The 26,577-nt window shown below is 48.5% G+C and carries 19 protein-coding genes; 11 read left to right on the top strand and 8 right to left on the bottom strand.

Features of this window, described 5'->3' with window-relative positions; genetic code table 11:
• Positions 1-16: 16 nt before the first annotated feature.
• Entirely contained in the window at positions 17-2,017 is a 2,001-nt protein-coding gene (locus ACNFVB_RS02845) for a M61 family metallopeptidase (RefSeq protein ID WP_430738030.1), read from the bottom strand.
• 345 nt (positions 2,018-2,362) lie between these two features.
• Here ACNFVB_RS02845 and ACNFVB_RS02840 point away from each other — a divergent pair, with 345 nt between their 5' ends.
• Complete coding sequence (locus ACNFVB_RS02840; RefSeq protein ID WP_430738029.1) at positions 2,363-2,848, top strand: FKBP-type peptidyl-prolyl cis-trans isomerase; 486 nt, start codon at positions 2,363-2,365, stop codon at positions 2,846-2,848.
• 541 nt (positions 2,849-3,389) lie between these two features.
• On the opposite strand, the gene ACNFVB_RS02835 is transcribed toward ACNFVB_RS02840, so the two are convergent.
• Positions 3,390-5,606: a carboxy terminal-processing peptidase gene (locus ACNFVB_RS02835; RefSeq protein WP_430738459.1), complete on the bottom strand. Its 2,217-nt coding sequence runs from the start codon at positions 5,604-5,606 to the stop codon at positions 3,390-3,392.
• 620 nt (positions 5,607-6,226) lie between these two features.
• Here ACNFVB_RS02835 and nagZ point away from each other — a divergent pair.
• Positions 6,227-7,309 (top strand): beta-N-acetylhexosaminidase, encoded by a 1,083-nt coding sequence (gene nagZ / locus ACNFVB_RS02830; protein ID WP_192995864.1) that lies wholly within the window; start codon positions 6,227-6,229, stop codon positions 7,307-7,309.
• 150 nt (positions 7,310-7,459) lie between these two features.
• On the opposite strand, the gene ACNFVB_RS02825 is transcribed toward nagZ, so the two are convergent.
• Positions 7,460-9,061: an OmpA family protein gene (locus ACNFVB_RS02825; RefSeq protein ID WP_430738028.1), complete on the bottom strand. Its 1,602-nt coding sequence runs from the start codon at positions 9,059-9,061 to the stop codon at positions 7,460-7,462.
• Positions 9,062-9,381: 320 nt separating this feature from the next.
• Positions 9,382-10,890 (bottom strand): hypothetical protein, encoded by a 1,509-nt coding sequence (locus ACNFVB_RS02820; RefSeq protein ID WP_430738027.1) that lies wholly within the window; start codon positions 10,888-10,890, stop codon positions 9,382-9,384.
• Positions 10,891-11,458: 568 nt separating this feature from the next.
• Here ACNFVB_RS02820 and ACNFVB_RS02815 point away from each other — a divergent pair.
• From ACNFVB_RS02815 to ACNFVB_RS02790, 6 genes are all read left to right on the top strand, one after another.
• The gene (locus ACNFVB_RS02815; RefSeq protein ID WP_075101761.1) at positions 11,459-12,067 is read left to right on the top strand and encodes a rhomboid family intramembrane serine protease; all 609 of its coding nucleotides are present in this window, start codon (positions 11,459-11,461) and stop codon (positions 12,065-12,067) included.
• Between the two features lie 120 nt (positions 12,068-12,187).
• Positions 12,188-13,138 (top strand): metallophosphoesterase, encoded by a 951-nt coding sequence (locus tag ACNFVB_RS02810; RefSeq protein WP_201584142.1) that lies wholly within the window; start codon positions 12,188-12,190, stop codon positions 13,136-13,138.
• 142 nt (positions 13,139-13,280) lie between these two features.
• Positions 13,281-13,835 (top strand): 5-(carboxyamino)imidazole ribonucleotide mutase, encoded by a 555-nt coding sequence (gene purE, locus ACNFVB_RS02805; RefSeq protein WP_075101763.1) that lies wholly within the window; start codon positions 13,281-13,283, stop codon positions 13,833-13,835.
• A gap of 202 nt (positions 13,836-14,037) precedes the next feature.
• Positions 14,038-15,420 carry a 5-(carboxyamino)imidazole ribonucleotide synthase gene (locus ACNFVB_RS02800; protein WP_430738026.1) on the top strand — a complete coding sequence of 461 codons (1,383 nt, stop codon included), beginning with the start codon at positions 14,038-14,040 and terminating at the stop codon, positions 15,418-15,420.
• A complete protein-coding gene (locus ACNFVB_RS02795) occupies positions 15,420-15,869 on the top strand; it encodes a YaiI/YqxD family protein (protein ID WP_105244751.1) in 450 nt (149 codons plus the stop codon). Before ACNFVB_RS02800 ends, ACNFVB_RS02795 begins: the two co-directional genes overlap by 1 nt.
• 303 nt (positions 15,870-16,172) lie before the next feature.
• Positions 16,173-16,811 carry an NAD(P)H-binding protein gene (locus ACNFVB_RS02790; RefSeq protein WP_430738025.1) on the top strand — a complete coding sequence of 213 codons (639 nt, stop codon included), beginning with the start codon at positions 16,173-16,175 and terminating at the stop codon, positions 16,809-16,811.
• 131 nt (positions 16,812-16,942) lie between these two features.
• On the opposite strand, the gene epmA is transcribed toward ACNFVB_RS02790, so the two are convergent.
• From epmA to ACNFVB_RS02775, 3 genes are read right to left on the bottom strand one after another with little or no spacing between them, the layout of a single operon-like run.
• The gene (epmA, locus tag ACNFVB_RS02785) at positions 16,943-18,001 is read right to left on the bottom strand and encodes an EF-P lysine aminoacylase EpmA (RefSeq protein ID WP_430738024.1); all 1,059 of its coding nucleotides are present in this window, start codon (positions 17,999-18,001) and stop codon (positions 16,943-16,945) included.
• Between the two features lie 43 nt (positions 18,002-18,044).
• On the bottom strand, positions 18,045-19,202 hold the full coding sequence (locus tag ACNFVB_RS02780; protein ID WP_430738458.1) for a 4-phosphoerythronate dehydrogenase: 1,158 nt from the start codon (positions 19,200-19,202) through the stop codon (positions 18,045-18,047).
• Positions 19,203-19,241: 39 nt separating this feature from the next.
• Positions 19,242-20,369, bottom strand: a complete 1,128-nt coding sequence (locus ACNFVB_RS02775) for an AI-2E family transporter (protein WP_105244748.1) — start codon at positions 20,367-20,369, stop codon at positions 19,242-19,244.
• Positions 20,370-21,204: 835 nt separating this feature from the next.
• Here ACNFVB_RS02775 and ACNFVB_RS02770 point away from each other — a divergent pair.
• The gene (locus ACNFVB_RS02770) at positions 21,205-22,896 is read left to right on the top strand and encodes an NAD+ synthase (RefSeq protein ID WP_289056413.1); all 1,692 of its coding nucleotides are present in this window, start codon (positions 21,205-21,207) and stop codon (positions 22,894-22,896) included.
• 209 nt (positions 22,897-23,105) lie between these two features.
• Positions 23,106-24,380: a hemolysin family protein gene (locus tag ACNFVB_RS02765; protein ID WP_192995872.1), complete on the top strand. Its 1,275-nt coding sequence runs from the start codon at positions 23,106-23,108 to the stop codon at positions 24,378-24,380.
• Between the two features lie 34 nt (positions 24,381-24,414).
• On the opposite strand, the gene ACNFVB_RS02760 is transcribed toward ACNFVB_RS02765, so the two are convergent.
• Entirely contained in the window at positions 24,415-25,110 is a 696-nt protein-coding gene (locus ACNFVB_RS02760) for a YggS family pyridoxal phosphate-dependent enzyme (RefSeq protein ID WP_430738023.1), read from the bottom strand.
• Positions 25,111-25,461: 351 nt separating this feature from the next.
• Between ACNFVB_RS02760 and ACNFVB_RS02755 the strand changes: the two genes are divergently transcribed.
• Entirely contained in the window at positions 25,462-26,517 is a 1,056-nt protein-coding gene (locus tag ACNFVB_RS02755) for a type IV pilus twitching motility protein PilT (RefSeq protein ID WP_192995874.1), read from the top strand.
• Positions 26,518-26,577: the final 60 nt, after the last annotated feature.

The raw sequence follows: 26,577 nt of genomic DNA, 5'->3' as shown, positions 1-26,577 counted from the left end.
TAGCCTACCTATCTGCTCACACATTTAGCCATGTATACCAGCCTGCTTGGGTCGGCGATGCCGCCTCATCACTGGGCGATGCGCTCGTGGGTGTTGCAAGATGCAAAGTGACTTTATAAGGGCAATCTTGACGGAGGCTGTCTTGATAAAGGCCATCTTGCTCAATATCTGCCGCTGCATTTTTATTCTCAGCGGCCGCTTTGGGTAATACGGTGACCGACATTAGCTCATCTCGGCGAAACAAATGACAGTCAATCTTGCGCGCAGACGTACTCAGAGCCGATAGCTGTTTGGCATCGGCTTTGATACCATCGAAGGCGACTATCACATCATGGGCGGAGATACCCGCATGCGCCGCTGCACTGCCGCGTAGGACTCGATTGACTTTGAGGCCTGCTGGGGTGTCGCTACAGCGCATACCCCAAGGCATGTACTTGTCCGCCGTCTCCTTACTATTGACATGTAACTTGACACCATTGGCACTCAGCAATGTCTGTATCGGCAACGCCTCAACGCCATTGACGTAGCGGCGCTCAAAGTCCTGCCAGACATCAAGCGGCATGAACTGACTGATGACCGCGCCCATATCGGCACTGCTGATACCGATGCGCTTCTTGTCATTTTGCTTGGCCTGTCGATAAAATGCCTGTATCACATCAAACAAGCGATAGCGTCCCTTGGTTTTCTCTAGCAAAGTCAGATCCAAACAAAGCGCTACCAAGGCGCCTTTATTATAATAGCTGATACCTGCGTTACCTGTGTTTTCATCATTGCGATACAACTTAATCCAAGCATCAAAGCTCGACTCAGCCACGCTCTGATATGCGCGCCCTGGCGTCTGGTAGTAGCGATTGATTTGCTCAGCCAGCAGCTTCAGATAGCTGGCTTTATCGATGACGCCTGATGCTTGCAGCATAAAGTCGTCCACATAGGAGGTAAAGCCCTCAAACACCCATAGCAAAGGCGTAAAGGCCTCCTTTCGTAAATCAACCTCGAGCATCACATCAGGGCGCACCGTCTTGACCCACCATGCATGAAAGTACTCATGACTACACAAGCCTAAAAAACGCTGATAATCGCTGCTGGGTATTGTTGGCTCATCGACACTTGGCAGGTCGCGGCGCGGGGTGATCAGGCTGGTAGAATTGATATGCTCAAGCCCGCCATAGTCCTGCCCACTGGCAAAGGTCATAAAGGTATAATCTGCAAAAGGTGCATCGCCTAGCCAGTCTACATAGCTCTGACATATCTGGGTGATGTCCTGCTGCAATCTGCCCATATTGCTGCTGTGCTTGCCTGACAGATAAAAACGGTGACGTAGCGTCTGATGCGCGCTGTCTTGAATAATAAAATCAAACCTATCTTGCTCGGCAATCTCAAACGGATAGTCAATCAAGTCATGATAGCTGGGCACTTGTAGCGCAAAGCACAGCTGCCCCTCTAGCTGCAGCTCTGTGTAGTCCAGGCCTATCGCCAGACAAACACGCGCCTCATCCTTATCTGCCAAAAACGTTGCAGGAACGATAAGACTCACTTGCAGCTTTTGCTGCTCTTGCCCTTCGACAGCCAATGCAAGCGAGGTAAAATTGCCATACAGTCGCTGCTGATCGACGTAGGCGGTACGCACCGACAGATCATAACAGTAGACCTCATAATGAACGCTGACGCTCTGCCCTGCCTTTATCTGCGGGAGCTGCCATGTGTGCTTGTCTATTTTTTGGCCACGATAAGGCTGTGACGACGTATCACGAGCTGTATCCTGCTCATCTAGCAGGTGATAATGGACAGCGGTGATATTGCGAGCAAACTCGCGCATCAAGTAGCTGCCTGGTATCCATGCAGGTAGCCAAAGCTGCGGCGCATCGGTGCTGGCGGTAAAGCTCAGCGTCACATCCACCAAATGCTCAGCAAAACGGGAAAAATCAAAACGATAACGAATATCGATGTCTGCTGTACTCTGTACGTTGGCATCATAGTTGCCTGGCTGCTCATTGGTCTTTAAGGTAATCTGTGTCATTTTCTTGTCTCATTTTTATGGTTATCATTATGGTAGAAGTCCGACAGACAAAACGCAACTGGCAAACGTTTTATGCTGGAGCGTTCAGGCATCTGGCGAGTCCATCCGTTTATATTTCAAAAAAATAGCTATTTAACGTGATTAATTGGCATTTTTTCTGTTTTTTGCCTTGAAAGTTATCAAAGCCATCTCAATTAAAGATGCTAACTGCTAAAGTTACTTTTATAAACCGAAATAAACTGATGATAATTGACTAATGACGTGGCTATCTGGCTGGCTGATTGGCTTTTTTAGGTTTATTGCAACCGTATTTAATTTTTTACATCGATATATTTAGGATATTTTATGACTACTATCGCAAAAGACACCGCCGTCACATTCAATTACACGCTAAAAGACGACGAAGGCAACATCCTTGACCAGTCACCAGAAGGTCAACCACTTGCCTATCTACATGGTCACAGCAATATCATCCCAGGTCTAGAAAAACAACTAGAAGGCAAATCTGCTGGCGAAAAAGTAAACGCTGTCGTAGAGCCTGCTGACGGCTATGGTGAGTACCAAGAGCAAGCGGTACAGCACGTGCCACGTGAAAACTTCCAAGGTGTCGACGATATCCAGCCTGGTATGCAGTTCCAGTCAGAAGCGGGCGGCCAAGTGATGCTAGTGACCGTCACGGCAGTAAACGACAAAGAAGTCACTGTCGATGCCAACCATCCATTGGCTGGTAAGCGTTTGACGTTTGATGTTGAGATTCAAGAAGTGCGCGCTGCTACTGAAGACGAGCTAAACCACGGCCATGTACATGGCGCTGGTGGCGTTCAGCACTAATCGCTACTTGCATTTGGTAAGCAGTAAAAGGTCTGGTGGCTTTAAGATACATCAGCCAACTGGCCAACAGAGTCGACTCAATTGAGTCGGCTTTTTTTATGCCTGCTGTTTTGTGCCTGCTAGTTTATACGGTACGTTTGTGGGAGCAGCGTTTTTAGCAGCTGACCGAACCATACTAGCACAAGTGTCATTGAGAGCGGCGCAATGGTTTACCACTAAATCGCCATCCTTTAGACGTAACAAAGCCGCATAACGACAAGCATTATGCGGCTTTTATCACTAACCATCCATGTTAATGTTATCAAATACCTAATCCCGGGGTATCTCATAACTGACAGGCATCCAGCCTTATCATCCCTAATCAGCAAACCACCTATCCCTGATGCGACCTTTAAGATACCAATCCCTAGTATCCATGAACCGTTCCGTTCAATCGTGCCGTACAGTTATAATCGCAGATTGCCCTATTGTTAGTAAGAGGTCGAAACGTCAATCGGTGTAAGCATATGCTTACATACCATTGTTATTTCGATAGCACTCGTCATTTCTCTAGCGCCTCTTTAGGGCTCAGCAGCTGCTTTGGTTCTGCGCTTAGCATGATATAGGCAGCTTCATTGATAAAGACTTCATCCTCTGGCAGCTCTGGGCGCTCATTGGCTTTCATCTGACTGCGCTCTTCAAACTTTGCATCCATCGCCGCTTGATAGGTATTCCAATCACTATAAGGCTTTTCGCCCGTTGCAATCAGACGCTTGTTTTCTGCCTCAAGCGAGCGTTTTTCGATCAGCTGCATCTTGGCGCGGCGGCTATTGATATCTAAGCGAATGGGTTTTTTCTCATCTTCCATATCACGGATATCATTGAGCGTTGAGAGATAGACGAACTGCGGGTTTTGCTGTTGGCGAATCTTGGATTGTTGATTGAGTGTCGCCAAGGTATCGCTGCTAAACTTGCCCTCAGGCTTGTACGGCGCTGTTTTGATGGTGTCCCAAGGCAAGGCTTTTTTCTGCGAACGCTCACCAAAGGTCGCATCATCATAGATATTGACCAGCTCGATATCTGGGACGACGCCTTTGTTTTGCGTACTGCCGCCCGTCACACGATAAAACTTACGCTGAGTCAAGGTCGCTGTCCCAAGCGCTAGACTATCAAGCTGGATTTGAGCAGAGCCTTTACCGGTGGTCGTACTACCAACGACCAGTCCGCGTCCGTAGTCTTGGATAGCGGCAGCAAAGATTTCGCTGGCCGAGGCAGATGCTAAGTTGGTCAGTACCACCATTTTGCCATCATACAGCTGCTCGCCGCCATCGTTGTCGCGGTAGACTTGGATGTTGCCACGGTTGTCACGAATTTGCACGAGCGGCCCGCTCTTGATAAAAAAGCCCAGCATCTTGGCCACTTCATCCAAAGAGCCGCCAGGGTTGTTGCGTAAATCCACCACAAGCCCATCGATATTTTCTTTATTAAGGGCTTTTAGCGCCTTTTCGGTATCGATACTGACGCTGCGATAGTCTTCGCCATTGCGCCGTGCGCGATAATTGAGATAAAAACTTGGTATCTCAAGCACACCGATACGTTTGGGCGTTTTGTCAATATTAGGACGCTGTACTTCGACGACGCGCTGCTTGACGCCCGACTCTTCTTGTTGAATGATATCGCGCACCACCGTCACGGTGCGAGCACTTGAGTCTGGCGTATTGGGCTGGCGTAGTTTGAGAGTCACTGAGGTACCGCGCTTACCGCGAATCAAACTGACAATCTCTCGCGTTGACCAGCCGACCACATCGGTCATGTTTTTGCCGTCTTTGGCGATACCGACGATCAAATCATTGGGTTTTATCTGACCAGTTTTGGCTGCAGGGCCACCATCGACTAGCGTGACAATGCGCGTATAGTCTGGGTTTTTGCGATCTGGGCGAATCGATACACCGATGCCTTCTAGTTGCAAGCTTGACTGAATTTGCAGCTCAGTCGCTTGAATAGGCGCATAATAGTTGCTGTGTGGGTCATAGGTCAGCATCGCTGTATTTAAGATCGTCTCCATGATTTCATCGTCTTTGAGACGTTTAAACTGCTCTTGCTGACGTGTGAGACGTTTGAGTAATATCTCACTTGGTGTGCGTTTGTCATCACGGACGAGGTCTTGACCACGCGTGATATCGGGGTTGTTTAAAAACACCTGCTCTTTGGCTTTTTCGTCTTCTTGCCCCAAGGTGATGCTGATCAGTTGAAATTTTAGCTGCCGCGTCCAATAGTCACGTTGCTCTTTTTTGGTCTTAAAATGCCCAAGCTTTTCACGGTCTAAAACGATGGTCTCATCACCTGTCAAATCAATATCGGTCTTGAGCATTTTACTTGCCATGGCGAAGTACTCACTTGAGCGCTTGCGATAACGCTCAAATATCTCTACCCCCGCCGACAAATCTCCGCGCTTGAGGCGTGCGCCAAACTCGTCGGCGTATTTTTTCTTAAACTCATCGACATCAGATTGCAAAAATAAGGTGTGATTGGGGTCTAGGCTATCGATATACATCGATAAAATCTCGCTACCCATTTTACTATCGAGTGGCTGATTGAGATAATGACTCCGATCTAGCAAGGCGGCGACTTGGCGCGTGGTGACTTTTTGTTCAGGTGTCGGTACAAAGCCTTCGGTGCTGGTCTCTGCCACAGCGGTGCTATAGCTTTGGGTTAAAATAATACCGGCGATGCCCACTGACACTGCACTGAGTAACCACTGTGCTGGTTGTTTTTTCATCATATATACCTAGTTTTTTAAGTGAGTAATAATATCGTTATTGTAAAAATCCAGAAGGCTTTGCTCTGCTGCTATCTTGATACCCTCTCTGTTATTACAATCATTGGTATCGCAGATTGTAGTGATTATAATAGTTGACTACCTATACGGCATTCTATACAGAAGTGACCAGATAGCATTAAAATATCGTGAAAAATCAATCAATATTATCACGAGCATCTAGATAAAACTGTCTTAAACTGTATAAACAATCTTACACGCTACGCCGCTCTGTACCAAACTTTCTGTCATATTTATCGCAGTCCATCTTTGCGCTACTAGCGCTTTTTGTACATCGACGAGATCACTCATTAAACCCCATAAGCCCATCAATTTAAAGCCATTTATCTGGCGCATTATACGCCGTGCCTAATAACTGTCATAATAAGGCCATCTACACAATATACTAAGGCGTGTCTGTCGCGAGCCTAAGGAGCTTAAACGATGGGACTTAAACGGTACAGTCTTCACAAACACCGTCACCCACCTTAGTACTCCTTATTGTCAATTTTATTAAATAACAGTAACAGTCGCATTTTAAGATAACCACTTATCAAGTAATAACCAAAAAGGATAGCGCAATGTATGGCGTTTTAATGATTGATATCGATAGTACTGCTCTGACCGCTGAAGATGTCAGCTTAATCAAACAAGCACAAGTCGGCGGTGTTATTTTGTTTGCCCGCAACGTCGCTGACGCCGCGCAAGTGCGCCAGCTGTGTGATGACATACGCTACCACAATCCTGATATCTTGATCGGCGTCGATCAAGAAGGTGGGCGCGTGGCACGACTCCGCAACGGCTTTAGCCCTTTGCCAGCGATGGGCAAGCTGGGTGAGCGGTTTGAGCAAGATCCGGCGCAGGCGCTGAGCCTCGCTTATGACTGCGGTTATCTGATGGCGGCAGAGGTGCTGGCCGTGGGGATTGATTTGAGCTTTGCGCCTGTGCTTGATAGAGGCGGTATCAGCCAAGTCATCGGCGATCGCAGTTTTCATCAAGAGCCGCAAGCCATCATTGCCTTGGCTTCTCAGTTTATGCGCGGCATGAAAGCGGCTGGCATGGCGACCACAGGCAAGCATTTCCCTGGGCACGGTGCCATCGCACCTGACTCACACGTGGCAGAAGCGATTGATAATCGCAGCTTGGATGAGATCATCAATAGTGACATGCAGCCTTTTGCCCAAACCCTGCCATGGCTCGATGCGCTGATGCCCGCCCATGTGATTTTTTCGCAAGTGGATAATAAACCTGCAGGGTTTTCAAAGATTTGGCTACAAGACATCATCCGTGAGCAGTTAAAATTTGATGGCGTGCTGTTTTCAGATGACTTGTCGATGGCAGGTGCGCAGGCGGCAGGCGATGTCAGTGCACGAGTAACAGCGGCCATCAACGCAGGCTGCGATATTGCTTTGGTCTGTAATGACCGTATCGCGGCTCATGAAGCCGCCCAAGCAGCGCAAGATCTGCCCTATCCTAACCAAAACCGTGTCAAATCTATGTCCGGCAAGATACCAGCATGGCAAGGCGATCTTGAGTCAACTTGTCAGCAGTTTGACTACTGGCAGCAAGCCAAGCAAAACGTGATGCAGGCGTTTTTTGCAGCGGCCGAGACACCGGCTAATCATTCTGCTAGTGACTCAATAGACCCCACCGCTTATAAATAATCGCAGCTCGTTTTTATCGCCATTTTTAAAATGAGGGCACGCCCTAGATTCAATACTTTGTTTTCTGATCATTACATTTGTGATCATTGCATTTGTGATAAATAAAAACCGCTTCTTAATAAGAAGCGGTTTTTTTGAGCACAGCTGATATTAGTTTGCTGGATCGATAGCGCTACCTTGGGTGACGTCATCATCATCTGGCAATAAGTCATCGTTGTTACTATCTAGCGGGTTTAAGTCCGGATCAAGCGCATCGTTACTGATTGTCGTGCCTGCATCTGCACTTGCCACGTTGAACTCATCGTTCACCACAAACTCGATGCGGCGATTACGGAAACGGCCTTGTTCAGTTGAGTTATCAGCGATTGGCTCTGATTCACCCATACCTTTGGTGGCCAATTTGCTGGCATCGACTCCTTGGGCGACCAAATACTCTTTGACAGCATCGGCGCGCTCTTGTGACAGCTCGATATTGTAGTCATCAGAGGCTTGGCTATCTGTATGACCGATAATCATCAGCTTCATATCTGGTACTTCGGTGATGATTTTGGCCGCGCGGTCCAGTAGCGCTTTGTTGGCATCAGGGATGATCGCTTTGTCCAATTCAAAATTAATCACTTGTATACTCAGGGCACGCGCCACATCACGAGGGTCTGGATTGTCACCCAAGTTGTTCATAGCAGCATCAGCGGCCGTTAGACTATCGTCAATCTCACCTTGTAAGTCCAGTGGGCCTTCTGCTTGGACAGTCATGGCAGGCGCAGCCGCTTGTAAATCGGTCACTAGCTGTTGTAACGCCGCTTCGTCTGGGGCGTTGACGGTGATGGTATCACCTTTAATGATCATGCTGGCGTTTGGCACGTTTTTGACGATGGGCAAAATAGAAGCAAGCTGAGCGGCGGCTGGCATATCGGTGGCAAAGTTATCATCGACGTCTGCGCGGCATTTATTGGCTTCATCGCCAAATGCGGCTGTCAACGCATTCATCACTTTGCTTTGTAGGGTTTCGTCACCGGCATTCATCCGGCAGGCATACAGCTCATTGTTTTCGCCTGTCGCGATACGCAGTGAGGCAGGCTCTACATCTGCGGCAACTGCCACTTGCTCATCGCCTGCTGCTTGTTGCTCACTGGCAACTGGTGTGGCAACAGGCTCAGGGTTTTCTTGACAGCCTCTGAGTAGCGCCCATGCCAGCGCCCCCAAAATAATCAAACCAATAATCGGTAGCAGCGCTTTCATAAAGCTGCCTTTTTCTTCTTCGGTATGCTGCAATGGTGCGGTGCTGGTGGTATCAGAGATACGAGTACCACCCGCAGCTGGGGTAGCCGCCAACATGCCAGCTGGCAAGACCGTACTTGCCCATGCCGGAATATGATGCTGATAACTGGCCAAATTATCACTTAAGAACTGCGGCACAGGCGTGGTCCCTGCTAAGCTTTTAATTTCATGAAATGCGAGCGGCGCTGCCATCGCAATCAAGCCGCGAGCGGCGGTAGCATCGACATTGTGCTTGTCCGCCAGCTCACGCGAGATTTGATCACGGTGAGCGCCTTCTGTCCAGACGCGGTCATAAAACCCTTGATCGTCACGGGCGATGTTTTCATTTGCAAAGCGTCCATAAGTATCATGGTCGGCAAGACGCGCGGCAAAGATAGCATAAAACTGCTCAAGCAAGCTTTCTTTGGCTGGGCTGTGATCATCTCCTAGTACTGCAGGGCTAACGGTCCGTGTTAGATGACTGATAATATCCATTGGATAATTCCTCCGTTAATACGTATTTATATAATTACACTCTTCACAATGCTTTTTTTAACAATACTTTATAGGTTCAACACTTTGTAGGTTCAACTCATACATTCAACTTTTGTTATTATAAAAGTATTAAGTATCCGTTCACAATCAACAGGTTGTTGTGCAAATGCTACGTTAAGTAATGTTTCAGTTGAGACACGTAACTATCTCACCCTAAAGCCCACCCAAATGCAACTGTCCGACAAAAGCTTAAAGAAAGACTTAAAGGAAAACACAGAGATAATTTTTTAGTAAAACGATCCATCTGTAGCCTCACATTGCTACCTGACTTGTGCTGGCTCGGCGACGATCACACTACTTGCCATCTCATCTACCTCTGATAGCGAAATAGGGCCTGACGGCCTAGTTTGGTTGTTATTAGACGGTATATTGTTAGTCGGTATATTATTGGGCAGATTATTAGGGGCAGTGTTGGGCAGATCGGCAGGTATACTGGCATTAGTGTTGGGCGCAGGCATGACGCTATCGCCTGTTTCATCGTCTGCCGCCTGGTATTCGCCAGCACCAGTAGCATTATTGGGGTATACATCATTACTCAGACTATCAGCATCACCCAATTCACTGGTTGCCGCGTTCGGGGCATCAGGTAAAGGGATGGGCGCGGTACTATCGATGACCATGGCTGGCACCAAAGCCCGCATCTCATTGAGCAAGCGCTGTAGCAGCATGGCATCTGGCGCTTCTAGCGTAAGTCGATCGTTTTGTAGATGCAAGCGGGCAAAGGGCGTGGACCTCAGCATCATCAACACATTGGGCAATAGCTCTGCTGGTAGGTTGGCAATACTGTTGGCAACCCCTTGTTGTACAGTAAACTGGCAGATCGCTGCCTGCTCACCAAAGCTTGATCTGAGCGCTTGCTGTAGGGTGTTTTGTAGTGCTGTATCACCGACAATCGCGCTACAAGTGTATAGACTGCCACTATCGTCCACCCCTACGATAAGCTCAACAGGCGTCGGCGCGGCGACTGGTTCAGGCGCAGGCGGCACGCTCGCAGACTCAGTGACAATTGGCTCGGCTGGCGGCGCGCTATTGGGTTTTAGGACAAACGCCCATAAAGCAAGGCCAAGCGCAGCCACCGCCAACAACAATAAAAACACCCACACCAACAAGTCACGGCGCAGGTTACGGCTGCGCACTCTTTCTTGCTTTAGACTGGTGTTTTTGGCCAGATGATGCGCCGCTGGACTGGCATGGATAGCGCTACCTGTTTTATCAAAATGCCCTTCAGAACCATGTGTATCATAGGCACGTGCATCAGAGTCATCGGTATCGTTTGGGTTAATAGGCGCATTGGTAGCCGTCTCAAAATTCGTTAAGCCGCCGCTGGCTGCTGCGGTGATGATAGGTGCTGACCATATCGGTAAATATTGGCGCAGCGCTGACGTCTGCTGCTGTAGAAATGCGGGCAAGAACTGACCATTTGCCAAGATCATAAGCTCGCGATAGACCAGCGGCGCGGCATTGATCAGTAGCTGTTTGGTCACAGTTTCATCAATATGATGATCGGCCGCCAGCGCTTGTATCATCACTTGCTGTACGGCAGAGTCTGGCCATAGCTGCACAAAAAACGGACGCTCTACAGCCACCTCTGTACTGATTGTCTCATCGCTACGCAATAGCTCAGAGTATATATCTGGCTGCGCCAAACGGGCAGCCAAAACCGCATAAAACTGCTCAAGCAAACTGATATAAGCCACGCTTTGGTGACTTGCCTGCTCACCTAAGACAGCTGGGGTCACGGTTTGCTCTAGTTGATCGATGATACTCATAGATGACTGCCTCTATCGGCCATTGATGGAAATTTACAAAATGACAAGCTTATATTTTATTATGACTAGGGTTGACGCTATTGAAAAGCAGTATCGGTACAGAAAAAGTACTGGCTGTATACTTTCAATAACAGCGCCAGTGTCGCAAAACCACGTCGACATTGATGACCTCATGCCAGCTCAAACGCTACCTAATTCAGGTTTGACGGCTATCAATCATTGCATGGCTACATTATTCACCAGAAAAGCATAAAAACGCAGCGTTTTGTCACATAATAGGGTTTGGCATTGGCTCAACTACTGTTAATATTATGGCTTACCTCGGTGCTCGATCAGCGATAATTTGGTTCCCTATAAAACATAACACCACTAGCGCATGGCTGGGATAAGTATGGCTTATGCTGAGATTACCTAGGCTTAAGTTACGTAAAGATAAAGTGAGATAGCTTCAGCAGACAGAACACGCCCTAGTAACGATCGTCAGTTTTTATGCAGCCGTAACGCTTAGGCTTTGAACGTTGTCATTTCTCGCATTGTCATAAATCAGGCGCGGCCTAAGGATTTTTCTTTGTTAAACCATACCACTCTTATCATTATTATTACGGTTATCATCAGCTTGTTGGCATGGCAAAACAAACGCTTGTTTAACCGTTTTATTTTTTATCCACCAGCGGTAAACAACGGACAGTGGGATCGTTTTGTGACGCATGGTTTTATCCATGCCGACAGCATGCATCTATTGTTTAACATGTTTACGCTGTATTTCTTTGGTCGCGCCATCGAAGGGCTGTACCAGCCGTTTTTGTTCGGTTATGGGTTTGTGGTATTTTATGTGCTTGCCATTGTTATCGCTATGGTGCCAAGCTATCTAAAAAACAAAAACAATGCCAGCTATCTAAGTCTTGGCGCGTCAGGCGGGGTCTCAGCGGTACTGTTTGCTTTTATCTTGCTGGCACCGTGGGAAAGCCTTTACTTATTCGCCATTGTTCCGATTCCGGCGATTTTGTTTGCAGTAGCATATGTGGCTTATAGTATTTATGCAGATAGGCGCGGCGGCTCAAACATCAATCATATGGCGCATATGTGGGGCGGCGCGTTTGGAGTGGTGGCCACGATTGTTTTAGAGCCGCGTGTCTTGCCGCACTTTATCAACGCGCTGCTGTCGCCAGGTTTTTAGAGCCGCTATGGCTATGGCTATGGCTGATAATGACCGACAGACAATCATCTCATTGATGGTTTGATTTTTTATGTATTGCGTTTTTATAAGCGCACAACCTCACCTTTATGTTGTTTTATTATGATTATAGATGTTATCGGTGATATTCACGGCTACGCGGACAAGCTTGTCGGTTTGCTTAAACAGTTGGGTTATGTCCATAATGGTCAATACTTTGTGCCGCCAGAGGGTCATCGAGCGCTGTTTATTGGCGATTTGATGGATCGTGGGCCCCAGCAAGTGGCGACGTTGGAGATTGTGTTTGCCATGCTAGACGCTGATGTCGCCGACGCGGTGATGGGCAATCATGAGTATAACGCGCTGGCTTTTGCCACACCCGACCCGGACGTGCCTGGCGAGTATCTGCGCTCGCACGATGCGGTGCATACCCGTCAACACGAGGCGTTTTTGGCAGAGGTGCCTTTTGGCTCGGCGGCGCATCAGTACTGGCTTAAGCGTTTTTATGAGATTCCGTTGTGGCTCGAGACTGACTATGCCTGTTTTGTCCATGCTTGCTGGGATGTAGATAGCATGGCTGTGCTAAAGCCGTTGCTCACCGCAGATAATTGTCTGACGCCGCATGCGCTTGAGGTGACCTCGCGTGAGTTTAGTCCGGCCTTTGATGCGCTAGAGCGGGTGCTAAAAGGTGTGGAGACACCTTTGCCAGACGGCTTAGTGATGGTCGATAAAGAAGGCACGGAGCGCAAGCGGGTACGGGTACGCTGGTGGCTGGATGCGTTGAACCAGCGCACGCTGTATGAAGTTGCTCGCGCGCCCGCTTCGGCATTGGCGCAGATTCCTCAAGACGTCTTGGCTGACAATATCGATTTTGCCTTAAAAACCCACAAACCTGTATTTGTCGGGCATTATTGGCTGACAGGTACGCCTGAGCCGCTCAGCGCGCAAGTCGCTTGCACAGATTATTCTGCCGCCGTAGACAGCGGCTATCTGACGTGCTATCAGCTTGATACGACCAAACCATTACCACTCACAGCAGATAGCTTTGTACAGTATCGTCACGATCAGCGCTAAGACTGCGTATGATGCGCGCTACCTGCTGACACTTTTGTGATGCGTGCGGGGACAAAAACACGATAGTATGGAGAAACCTCAATCTTGGCTTTACGAATGCGGCAAAACTTTTGTATGATGGTCTTTTTGAGGATATCGCATCATGAGCACCCAATCAGCTACGACTCAACCTAATCCTATCGCCTCTCCTGCTGGCCAGCCAAAAGTCGGCATCATTATGGGCTCACAATCTGATTGGGCCACCATGAGCGCCGCCGCCCAGCTACTAGCCGACTTTGATATTGCCTTTGATTGTGAAGTGGTCTCAGCGCACCGTACGCCTGATAGATTGTTTGACTACGCCAAGTGTGCAAAAGACAATGGCCTACAAGTGATTATCGCGGGTGCTGGCGGGGCAGCACATCTGCCTGGTATGTGTGCCAGCCAAACGCCGCTCCCTGTCTTTGGTGTACCAGTCAAGTCCTCCATGCTCAGCGGCTGGGACAGCCTACTCTCTATCGTACAGATGCCAAAAGGCGTGGCGGTCGGCACTCTCGCTATTGGGACGGCAGGCGCATATAACGCCGCTTTGCTAGCGATTCAAGTGTTGGCATTACATGACGAGGCGGTGGCCAGCAAGCTCGATACGCTGCGTCAGACGCAAACTGATACCATCCTTGCCAGCCCAACTCCAGGTATCATTAATCAATCCGCCTAGCGATTTATGGTATCTGGGCTGATGGTTATCATACGAAACAACCATGCAAAGCCAAACGATCACTCATCTTAGCGCGTCTAGCGATTGTTTTAAAATGCGCGTTTAGCATGCGGGTTCACCCAAGAATAAGGTGCAGACATTGCGCCTTTTCCTATTTTAATACGTTCGTTTTCATCCATTATTTATTCAAAGAGTTACTCTCATGACCACAGCCAATGCTTATCCTGTTACTCAAACTATCCGTACCATCGGTATCTTAGGTGGTGGTCAGCTGGGCATGATGCTCGCCCAAGCTGCGCTACCGCTCGGCTATCAATGCGTGTTTTTAGAGGACAATGCGGACTGCCCAGCCAGCCTTTATGGTACGGTGTTTTCAAGCGCGCAGCTCGATGACTTTATCGCAGCGGCCGATGTCTTTACCTTAGAGTTCGAAAACACGCCAACTGCCACGGTCGAAAAACTGGCCAGCCTCTCAACATCAGGCAACAAGCAAGGCATGTTTCCGCCGCCAGTGGCCTTAGATATTGCCCAAGATCGCTTAAAAGAAAAGCGGATGTTTAATGACTTAGCAATCGCCACGGTGCCTTTTCAAGAAGTCAGCTCTGAGGCTCAGTTAAAGCAGGCCTGCGATGAATTAGGGCTACCTATCGTTCTAAAGACCAGCCGCGGCGGTTATGACGGCAAAGGCCAGTATGTCATCAAACAAGACAGCGACATCACCAAAGCTTGGCACGACCTCAAAGACGCGGTCAGCGGTAAAGGCAGCCTAACGCCTACCCCAGCGCCGCTGATTGCCGAAGGTTTTATCAACTTTAGCCGCGAGGTATCTATCATTGCGGCGCGCGCCCAAGACGGTAGTGTGCGCTGTTATGATTTGGTCGAAAACCACCATCATCATGGCATTTTGGCCAAGACCCAAGCGCCTGCTGTCGGCACCAGCCATATCTTTAGCCAAGCCAAAGAAGCCATCACCACGATCATGAACCACTTAGGTTATGTAGGCGTGATGGCACTTGAGCTGTTTGTCACCAAGGATGCGCGCGGTCATGACTATCTGCTGGCCAATGAGATTGCGCCGCGGGTACACAACTCTGGGCATTGGAGCATCGAAGGGGCGATTACCAGTCAATTTGAAAACCATATCCGCGCGGTGGTCGATTTGCCATTAGGCGATACTGATAACGTCCATCCAGCGATTATGGTCAATGTACTGGGTCAATACCCTAACATCAGCGACGTACTGGCTATCGATGGTGCCCATTATCACAGCTACCACAAGGCCGAACGCGACGATCGTAAAATCGCTCATATCACCTTGATGCCCAATGACGTCACTGACTTAGAGCCTTCGATGGCCAAGCTGGTCGCCAGCTTACCCAACAAAGTCGGTTTGGATAAAGAGTACGCTGCCGTCCAAAAGCCTCAAGAGCTGGCCAGTCCACAAACGAACAGCATCGCCCAAGACGCCAAGCCGTTCGATAGCAAGGCCGCGAACTACGCTGCGCCCCAATCGGTAGACCACCAAGTGGACAGTGAGGCGAAGGCACAACCCACACAGGCCAAAACCACACAGGCCAAAAAATAATGCAGATTTGGGTAGATGCAGATTCGGTACCATCCATTGCCAAAGACTTGATTATCAAGACTGCTGAGCGCACACAAACGGCGGCGATATTCGTCGCCAATCAGCCGATTAAACTGCGCCGCTCACCCCTGCTTACCATGACGGTGGTACCATCGGGGTTTGATAAAGCCGATGATTATATCGTTGAGCAAATACAGGCAGGTGACCTGGCCATCACCAGCGACATTCCTTTGGCCAATGATATTTTGGACAAAGGCGCGTTGGTGCTTACCACGCGCGGCATCATTTATAATAAAGAAAATATCAAGCAAAAGCTGAACATGCGTGACTTTATGGATACCATGCGCGGCACTGGCGTCTTAGAGCCACAAGAGATGAGCGGACAAAAGCCTTATGGCGAGCGTGACAAAAAAGCCTTTGCCGATGGTCTAAATAAGCTGGTACGCTAATCTTCCGCGTATTTTTGCAGATCTTGCAAACCCTATACACTCTACAACCAAACACTATGCAAACGGCACGCTTCATAACGAAGTGTGCCGTTTATTGTTGTTAGTCTACATACAGTCTTATACAGTCTTTAAGATGTGCTTTTTCAGACACGCTTTGATAGGGCGATGACATTGGCAAAACGACAAAACGCAATATTGTTTAAAGCCCTGTATCATTTAAATCAGTCAAAATACTGCGTTGTCAAAGCGCTATGATAAAAGCGCAGACGTCATCGTAGTTAATATATAACAATAGGAATGCATATGAAAATTTTAGTGATTGGAGCAAGTGGCCGTGTGGGTACAGATTTGGTCGAACAACTATTGGCAGACGACCATCAGGTCATCGGTGCCACGCGTCAAGATAAAAAACTTTTTGATAACGACAATTACCGTCAGCTAGACTTAGATATCACCGCCGAAAAAGACGCCATCGCCGAGCAAATAGAGCAAGATATCGATGCGGTCTATTTTGTTGCAGGCTCAGGCGGCAAAGACGTTTTAGAAGTGGATTTACATGGCGCTGTAAAGACCATGCAAGCGGTAGAAGACAAAGGCATCAAACGCTATATCATGCTAAGCACGGTGTTTTCATTAGACACCAACAAGTGGGACACTCCTGGCATTGCTGATCTAAAAGAATACTATATCTGTAAGCATTACGCCGATCAGTGGCTGGTCAACGACAGCACGCTTGACTATACCATCGTACAAGCAGGGGCCTTAAAGGAGCGTGCAGGGACTGGCAAAATCACCATCAACGATGACAATGCAGGCGAAAATGCGATTGCAGATGTGGCGGCGACCTTGGCTGCGGTATTGGGCGCAAACAATACCATCAAAAAAGTCTTTAGTCTGCACAATGGTGAGACCGCCATCAACGAAGCCATCGCTACGTTGTAGTAGATTAACGACCGTTATAGTTAAAAAAGACAAAAGCGAGTCAGCCTTTTTGCTTGACTCGCTTTTTTATGATGGTTTATTAGAAGACATAATATCAGAACGCTTGCACTTACAATGCATTTACAGCCCAGTTACGCCAAACCACTAGGAAAGGCAATCACTTCCTCCAAGCTGCGCGCCCCTGTTGTCACCATCAATAACCGATCGATACCAACCGCGATGCCGCTACAAGGCATCAATGCATCAGAGGCTGCCAATAGATGCTCATCGATTGGCATGGCTGGCAGGTCATGCTGCTGACGCCGCTCATTGTCCTGTTCAAAACGCTGGCGTAACGCTGGCCCATCTGCCAGCTCATCATACGCATTGGCAATCTCAATGCCATTGATATACAGCTCAAAACGCTTGGCAACGGTATTACCCTCTTTATCCACCGCGGTCTTTGCCAGTGCTGCCGTCGCTGGTGGATATTCAATAATCAGCGTCGGCAGATCATGACCTAAGTTTGGCTCAACAACGTGGCTAAACAGCAAATCAAGCCAGCTTTGGCGGATGCTCTCCTCGCTCTGACCGGCGTCGTTTTTTTCGGCCTTATTGATGCTCGCATTAAAATCAAACCCCATCAGCCCTTTATCCTCTGCAACTGCTTGTAGCGTCGCAAGGCTAGCGGTCAGCGGATGAATCCCGACAAAATCCATAAAAGCATCGACATAGCGATAATGACTTAGCACCACTGCATGACCATATAGCACTTCTAATAGCGCTCCCAGCTCGGCGGCCATATCCTCAAGACTATAATGGGGCTGATACCACTCCAGCATGGTGAATTCGATATTATGCCGCGCTCCTATCTCATTGTCTCGAAACACAGGACAGATCTGATAAATCGGCACTTGCCAGCTGGCGAGTAAACGCTTCATAGCAAACTCAGGCGAGGTATGTAGATAGTAGGTGCGCGGTTTGTCTTGATAGGTGACTGCCGCGGCGACCGACTGCAAAAAAGTATCGGTATTGCCCGCTTGCGACAGTAGCGGCGTCTGTACCTCTAATACGTGCCGCGCTGCAAAAAACTGCCGCACCTTACTCATAAAGTGCGCGCGCTGCTGTGCCATGGCAAGCGTCATGGTCGGCGCATAACTGGGCTGGGAGCAAGCGTTTGGGTTTGATGTGACTGATGCTTTGGAACTCATGATGATGTACTACAACTTTTATAAAAACCTATGGAAAATACGCCTAAAACTGCCACTCGCGGCGCAAATGATAGTCACGGCGAAGCTGATCAAAAGCCGCGGCCTTTACCTGACCCTCAGCGAGCGTGGCTCGCAGCGCTTTATCATCTTGCATGATGTCATAAAACTTAACCAGCCTATCAGGGTGTGCCTGTAGCTCAGACCACAAAAACATATTGAGCGGTAGCAGCTGATGCATCGACTGCGCAGGGCTGATTGAGAGTTTTTCACAGAGCGCATCATAGATCATTTGAGTGCCGCGCAGCTTACCTTCCAAGGTGTAGCCAGCGATATGCGGGGTGGCAATCGCCAGTTTGCTTAGCAGTGCTTCCTCAATTTGCGGCTCATGCTCAAAGACATCGAGCACCACTTGCCGACCGGTACGCTCAATATCCGCCTGCAAGGCAGCGGCATCGATGACGGGCCCGCGAGCACTGTTGATCAATAAGGTACTGGCTGGCATCGCATCCAGAGCGTTTTTGTCGATCAAATGCCGCGTTGGATACTCACTGACATGACTACTATGATGGGCACTGTCCGCCACGCTGGTCGCACTCGATTTGTCAGTCAAAGGCACATGCAGGCTGACCACATCGCTTTTTTCGATGACTTGCGCAAAGCTGGCATTATTGAGGCTTGAGGCTGGTAGCAGCGGGTCATAGCCGAGCACTTGCCAGCCCAAACTACTGGCATATTGCGCCAATGTACTACCGATATTGCCCAGTCCAATAATGCCCAATGTGGGCGGCGTCGATGACCGCTGCCAGTACTCAGGCCGCAAGGTCAAAATAGCGCTCAGCACATACTGCGCCACAGAGTGCTTGCTACAGCCTGCCGCATTGGCAAAGTGAATACGACGCGCCGCTAAGTAATCTTGATCGACATGATCGGTACCAATCGTCGCCGAACCGACAAACCTCACACTGTCATTGTCTTTCAATAAATCTGCGTTGACGTGGGTCACTGAACGTATCAGTAAGACATTGGGCTGCGTATCCGCCAATAGCTGCGCATCGATATCGCGCCCTGCCACTTTGATCATACGCACGCGCCGTCCTGTCGTCCCACTGAGCGTGTCATTATTAAAAAACTCAGACAAGCTGGCAATATTGCTATCGGCCACGATGGTGAGGTCGGTTGCTGCATTTGGTTTATTTTCCATTGCCACATCTGCGCTCTTATTTAACATGGTCGTGTACCTCTATTCTGATTTAGTCACAGTTGGCAACGTCTGAGTCTCAGACAGTACCACGTCTTGCTGAGCAAATATCTCATTTTTATGCTGAGATATCCATTCACGCCACACGGCCAGCCCGATGGCTAGCACCACAGGCCCAATAAACAAACCAACAAAGCCAAACGCTGTCAGCCCGCCCAACACCCCGATAAATATAATAATAAAAGGAATCTTGGTGGCACCGCTGATGACGATAGGCCGAATCAAATTGTCCACCCAGCTAATGACAAATATCCCCCACAGTGCCAAACCGATGCCCTCAACTGTATGGCCTTGGCTTAGCAGCCAGACCGACACCCCGCCCCACACAAACGGCGTCCCAAACGGAATCAAGGCAATAATAAAGGTGACGATGGTCAACAAAATAGGACTGGGCGCGCCTGAGAAATAATAGCCAATACCCGCAAGCAAAGCCTGCGCCAGCGCGGTCAGCCCGATGCCATAGACCACCGCTCGCGTCGTCGTGCCGACCGAATCGATATAGCCATCGATGCGATTGCCAATGATATTGCGCAGGGCTTGGCGTATTTGCCGTACCAAACTGGTGCCATCTCGGTAAAAAAAGAACAGCGTCATCAATGCCATACCCAGCTTGGCAAGTCCACTAAACACCACATCAAAGGCGACTTTGCCATAATATAAATGTGACTGCACCCACATCCGAAACGCTTCTAGCGTGCCCTCTGGGTTTTTATTGATGCGCCACAAGATATCTTTGACCTGCTGACCGATAACTGGCAGGTCCTTGATGGACTCTGGCACATCCAGATAGCCTACCTTGATACGGTAGATTAAGTTGCTGATAAGGCTCAACGCTTCTTGTTGTAAAATAAAAACCCCAATGACCAGCGGTATACCGATGATAAGTGAGATACTCACGGTCATAATCGCCGCGCTAAAGTCTGGACTGAGCTTTACTTTTTCATGAAAAAAACTATAAATAGGAAACGTCACATACGCCAAAATCGCCGCCCACAAAGCCGGCACAATAAAAAACTGTACCACCTGAAAGCACAGTACAAATAACGCAACCAATAAGGTAATGGCCAGCAGGCGCTGAATAATAAATTCTTTTGTCCAGTTTTCAATCATAGCGTATAAACCAAGGGCTGACAGCAAAGACCATCACAGCTTTGCTGACAAGTTTATAAATGGGTGATGAATATCCGTCTATAGATCATGTCCATAAGTCGTATTCACAAGCGAGGGTTTGTCCAACATTCATAGCGATAACACCATCACGATAGCAGTAGCAAGTCTTATGATACCGTAACACATTTAGCGGCCATTCTTTTTATAAAAACACACCAAAATCAAAGCGATTATCACCCCTCATTATGCAATAAAATATCCCAAATAAATAACGCTATGTTGTAATCTTTACTTACAACTTTCTCTATACAATCTTACCGAGCTATGAGCACAATAACCACACTGCATCATAGGGTTTTGGTCGATATAAACCATCACCGACAGCAGCGCGCTTCTGCCCATTTGCAGCAGCTATCTCATCAGGTAATTCACCGGCGCGTTCTATTTGTCACGGTAATTGATGTTATACTAAAGCGATTATTTTACGCTTTTTGGGCGCATCAATGGCAATCCACCATAAAATAAAGACCGTTACAAAGCCGCTATCACATGGACATCGCCATTTTGATATCAAATCAAGAGGTTAGCGTCGTGTTATCGATGACGCTAATTTGAGAGATTAGCAGAATATTGGCGCACGTATCAGGTGCCGCTTTACGCCTTCTCTCAAAGCAAAAATTTCATCTAGGCGCTGTATGATTTAATAATCAAGCGGTCTATACCAGTGCTGTATAACCGCATTATTTTGCATAAATGTTGTTTGAATGAATGTTGGATTTTTAGACCCACACTGCCTGACCACATTTTAAATACTATATCGATAGGAAAAATAACAATGTCAAAAGACACTGATAATCCCAATCTAAACCCCTCGAGCGAGGCCAGTCATACCAGCAAGCCGCCAGAGACCGTTACTTTTGCACTGGCGCAGTCACACTTTTTGGTCGGTGATATCAACGCCAACGCCGAAAAAATGCGTACCTTAGCGCTGCAAGCACGTGAGCAAGGCGCCGACGTTATCGTCTTTCCAGAGCTGGCCTTATTGGGCTACCCACCACAAGACCTATTACTGCGCCCAAGCTTGTCAGGCCGCGTCAAAAGCGCGCTATCTACCCTAAGCGATATCGACGACATCGTTATGATTGTCGGCTATCCGCACGTCGATCATCACGGTACCTTCAACTCAGCGGCCATCTTACATAATGGTCATCAAAAAGGCTTTTATCATAAGCAAATTTTGCCAAATTATGGCGTGTTTGATGAGCGCCGCTACTTTGATAAAGGCCGCAATCAAGTACTGTTCGACTATAAAGGTATCACCATCGGTCTGCTAATATGCGAAGACTTGTGGGAAAAAGGCCCAGTCGCTGAGCTAAAAAAACAAGGCGCTGATATGATCGTCAGCCTAAACGCCTCACCGTTTGAGATCGAAAAACAAGAAAACCGCAAGACCATGCTGGCCAAACGCAGCCGCGAAAACGACTTACCTATTATCTATATCAATGCCGTGGGCGGACAAGATGACTTGGTGTTTGATGGCGGCTCGATGGCGATACAAGCAGATGGTAGCGTCGCCCACGAAGCGCCGCGTTTTATGAGCCAATTACTGCTGGCCACTTTAGATGTCAAAACAGCCAAGTTCGACAGCCAAACCAAAGCGCCACTGAGCTTGAGCCGCGAGTCGGAGATGTATCAAGCATTGGTAGTGGGGCTACGTGATTATGTCAATCTTTCTGGGTTTTCAGGTGTCATCGTCGGCCTGTCAGGCGGTATCGATTCTGCCTTGACGCTTTGTATCGCGGTCGACGCGCTGGGCGCAGATAAAGTCTATGCAGTGATGATGCCGTACGAATATACCTCACAGATCAGCTTAGAGGACGCGCAAGCACAAGCGCGCCGCTTAAACGTTTCTTATACTGTCTGTCCAATCTTTGATGCGGTGGAAGGTATCCGTCATACGCTAGCGCCACTGTTTCACAAATCGCCTACTGATACCACCGAAGAAAACATCCAAGCGCGCGCGCGCGGTGTGGTGCTGATGGCACTGTCCAACAAGTTTGGTCATCTGGTCATCACCACTGGCAACAAGTCAGAGCTGGCAGTTGGTTACTCAACATTATATGGCGACATGGCAGGCGGTTTTGATGTACTAAAAGACGTTTATAAATCACAAGTATATAAGCTGGCAAGCTACCGTAACCGCCTAGAGGACACACCTGTGATTCCAGAGCGCGTCATCACACGTCCGCCGTCCGCTGAGCTGCGTCCTGACCAAAAAGACCAAGACAGCCTGCCTGATTATGATGTATTGGACAGCATCTTGATGTCGTATATCGATGAAGACATGGGCTATCAAGAAATCGTCGATAAAGGGTTTGAGGCAGCTATGGTGGCCAAGGTCATCAAGATGGTGGATAACAGCGAGTACAAGCGTCTACAAGCACCAATCGGCACCAAAATCAGTCACAAAGCCTTTGGCCGTGAGCGCCGCTATCCACTGGTCAATAAGTGGTCAATCAAAGGCTAAACGCTCAGCGCTTGCGCCTTTAGCATCTAAGTCTTTACCAACTTAGATGCAAGAGCAGCGCTTCATACTATTTTACTGCCTTATGATTAGCTGGGTGCTTGCCCAGCTTTTTTGGTTTTTATACATAAGGATTCTATACCCATGCTGTTTTTCTTTTTATGCTAATCCTGCATTATTTTTAATGAATCTTATCTTTTACCGAGTATGTCATGAGTTTGCTAACCGCTAGTGTGTTTTTGCTTTTATTACTTGCCTTGAGTGCCTTTGTCTCTGGCGCTGAGATTGCCATTGCTGCTGCTCGCAAGATCAAGCTACAAATCATAGCAAAAGAAGGAGAGGTGCGCGCCCTTGATGTGCTACATATGCAAGACAATCCTGGGGGCTTTATCACTGTGGTGCAGGTGGTGTTGAACGCCGTTGCCATCTCCGCAGGTGCTATCGGTGAGTCTGCTATCAGCCCTTATTTTCAATTGGTGGTCAAAAACGAAGCCGTCTCGTCAGTCATCTCCTTTGTCCTCATCACCAGCCTGTTTTCTTTGCTCGCGGACTTGATGCCCAGACGCTTGGCGATGTCCAATGCCGAGGCTTTTGCCGTGCGTTTGGTGCGGCCAATGATGGCGCTGACGTTTATCTTTAAGCCTGTTATTTGGGTGTTTGACGGCGCGGCCAATATGTTGTTTAAGTTTTTTGGTATCTCCACCAGTCGTCAAGATGACATCACGCCAGAAGACATCTATGCGGTGATGGATGCTGGTGCCGAGGCAGGCGTGCTCAAAAAACAAGAGCATCATTTGATAGAAAACATCTTTGAGATGCAGGAGCGTACCGTCACCTCAGTGATGAACCCTCGCGAGCATATCGTGTACTTCGATACAAAAATGAGTACCGAACAAATCGTCGAGACGATGATTGAACAGCCGCACAATAAGTTTTTGGTCTGTCATGACGATGATTTAGAGCATATCATCGGCTATGTCGAATCTCGTAGTTTTTTGGCGTTGGTACTCAATAAGCAAGAAGTCAGCCTCACGGACAAGTCCCTGATAAAACCAGCGCTGTTTGTGCCAGATACCTTGTCATTGTTTGAAGTGCTGGAGATGTTTAAATCCACAGGTGCTGACTTTGCTGTCATCGTCAATGAATATGGCTTGGTGGTGGGCGTCATTACCTTAAGGGATGTCATGAGCATCGTCATGGGCGAGCTTGTGACATTAGAGGAGCAGCCTATCGTTCAGCGCACTGACAACTCATGGCTGATCGATGGTATGACGCCTATCGAAGATGTGGTGCGCGCGCTCGATATCGTCAATCTGCCACGCAATCAAAACTATGAAACCATCAGCGGCTTTATGATGTATATGCTGCGCAAAATCCCCAAAAAGACCGACTCTATCGAATATGCCAACTATCGTTTTGAGATCATCGCCACCGACAACCTCAAAATCACCCAAATGCTGGTTACCAGACTTGATGAGACAGGGTAACTGGAGAATAGTTAGAAAAAAGATAGGACGGCATCTACTCTCGCGACCCAAATATGGCGGTACCCACGCGCACCATCGTCGAGCCATGAGCGATGGCGTCCGCCATGTCCCCACTCATGCCCATGCTCAGCGTATCCCAATGCGCCAAGTCTGGATGCTTATCTTTAATGTCTTCAAACAACTGCTGGGTACGGGCAAAGGCATTGGTATCTGTCTTGGCAGGGATAATCATCAGTCCGCGCAGTATCAGACGCTCATAGCGCTTCATGGCACTTATCAGCTCAGGCAACTCGGCTGGCAGACAGCCTGACTTACTGTCTTCATCATCAATATTGACCTGCACCAATACATTCAATGGCGGTAAATCCTCTGGCCGCTGATCATTTAAGCGCTTGGCGATAATGCCGCGCTCGACCGTTTGCACCCAATCAAAATGCTCAGCGATGTCACGGGTTTTGTTGCGCTGGATACTGCCGATATAATGCCAAACGATATGCTCAGCGTCAGGTTGACTTTGTAGCTCATTGATTTTTTCGAGCGCCTCTTGTAAGTAGTTTTCGCCAAAATGGCGCTGACCTTGCTGCGCCAGAGTCGCGATCATCTGTGCAGGTTTGGTTTTGGAGACGGCCAGTAGTGTTACCTGCTCGGCTTGAGAGTCCGCTTGCTCACAAGCTGCGATCACCTGTGCATGAACGCGTTGCCAATTGTCGATTAAGTATTGCTTATCCATAGTATTTTCGCTGTTGTTATATAGGTTTGTTTATAAGCTTCGCCCGTTGCGGTTGGGTCTAGCAATTGGGTCTAACATTAACTGTCTCGCTCCCCATCTGCGACCTACAACGCTAGACAAATTTTACATTTTCTTTGGGCAGTAGATGGTTAAATGCCGGCAGTCTTGTTATGATATTGTTACATGGTCTAACATATGCTACTGAATATAAGCGTCATGGTAAAGACAAGGTAGGTTGGCAGATCGCTTTACCCAAGGCTGCGTCCTGCTGCGCCAGATATTAGCATCACACCATCATTGGCCTTTACCATCTTTTGTTTGACCTTTTTTGACTGATAGGACTATCCGATTATGGCTGAAAAAAACACTTTAAGCATCGAAGACTTGTTGCGTTTTACGGTTAAACATAAAGCATCTGATTTACATATTTCAGCCGGTATGCCCGCGATGATTCGTGTCGATGGCGAGATGACGCGCATCAATATGCCAGCGATGACGCATCAAACGGTGCATCAGCTGATTTATGACATCATGAATGACAAGCAGCGCGCCGATTTTGAGGAGTTTTTTGAGACGGACTTTTCTTTTGAGATTCCCAATCTTGCCCGCTTCCGGGTAAACGCCTTTAATCAAAACCGCGGCGCAGGTGCTGTGTTTCGTACCATTCCCTCTAAGGTCCTAACGATGGAAGATTTGGGCATGGGCGATGTGTTCAAACGCGTGTCAGACTTCAAACGCGGCGTGGTGCTGGTGACTGGCCCGACCGGCTCTGGTAAATCCACGACGCTGGCAGCCATGATTGATTATATCAATGAGAGCCGCAAAGAGCATATTTTGACCATCGAAGACCCGATCGAATTTGTCCACGAATCGAAAAAAAGCCTCATCAACCAGCGCGAAGTACACCGCGACACCTTGGGGTTTGAGCCAGCCCTACGCTCGGCACTGCGTGAGGATCCCGACGTTATCTTGGTGGGTGAGCTACGTGACCTTGAGACCATTCGCTTGGCACTAACGGCAGCTGAGACCGGCCACTTAGTCTTTGGTACCCTGCACACCAGCTCAGCGGCCAAAACCATTGACCGTGTGATTGATGTGTTCCCTGCCGCCGAAAAAGACATGATTCGCGCCATGCTCTCAGAGTCGCTACAGGCAGTCATCTCACAGACCTTGCTGCGCCGTCAAGCAGGTGGCCGTATCGCCGCCCACGAGATCATGCTAGGTACGCCGGCCATCCGTAACCTCATTCGCGAAAACAAAATAGCCCAGATGTATTCGGCGATTCAAACAGGCGCAGGCGACGGTATGATCACCCTTGACCAGACTTTAAAAAACCTCGTGGCCAAAGGCACCATCAGCAAAGACGTGGCGCGCCCTTATGCCAAGCAGCCTGAGACTTTTTTATAGGCGGTGATTTGCCATTACGACAGCACTGACGCAGTGCTCTGCAGTATCAGCATCACTGCG

Source organism: Psychrobacter sp. VH5 (assembly GCF_050572635.1).
In the GTDB taxonomy this organism is placed as follows: domain Bacteria; phylum Pseudomonadota; class Gammaproteobacteria; order Pseudomonadales; family Moraxellaceae; genus Psychrobacter; species Psychrobacter celer.
This window is presented reverse-complemented; position numbering and strand designations above follow the sequence as displayed.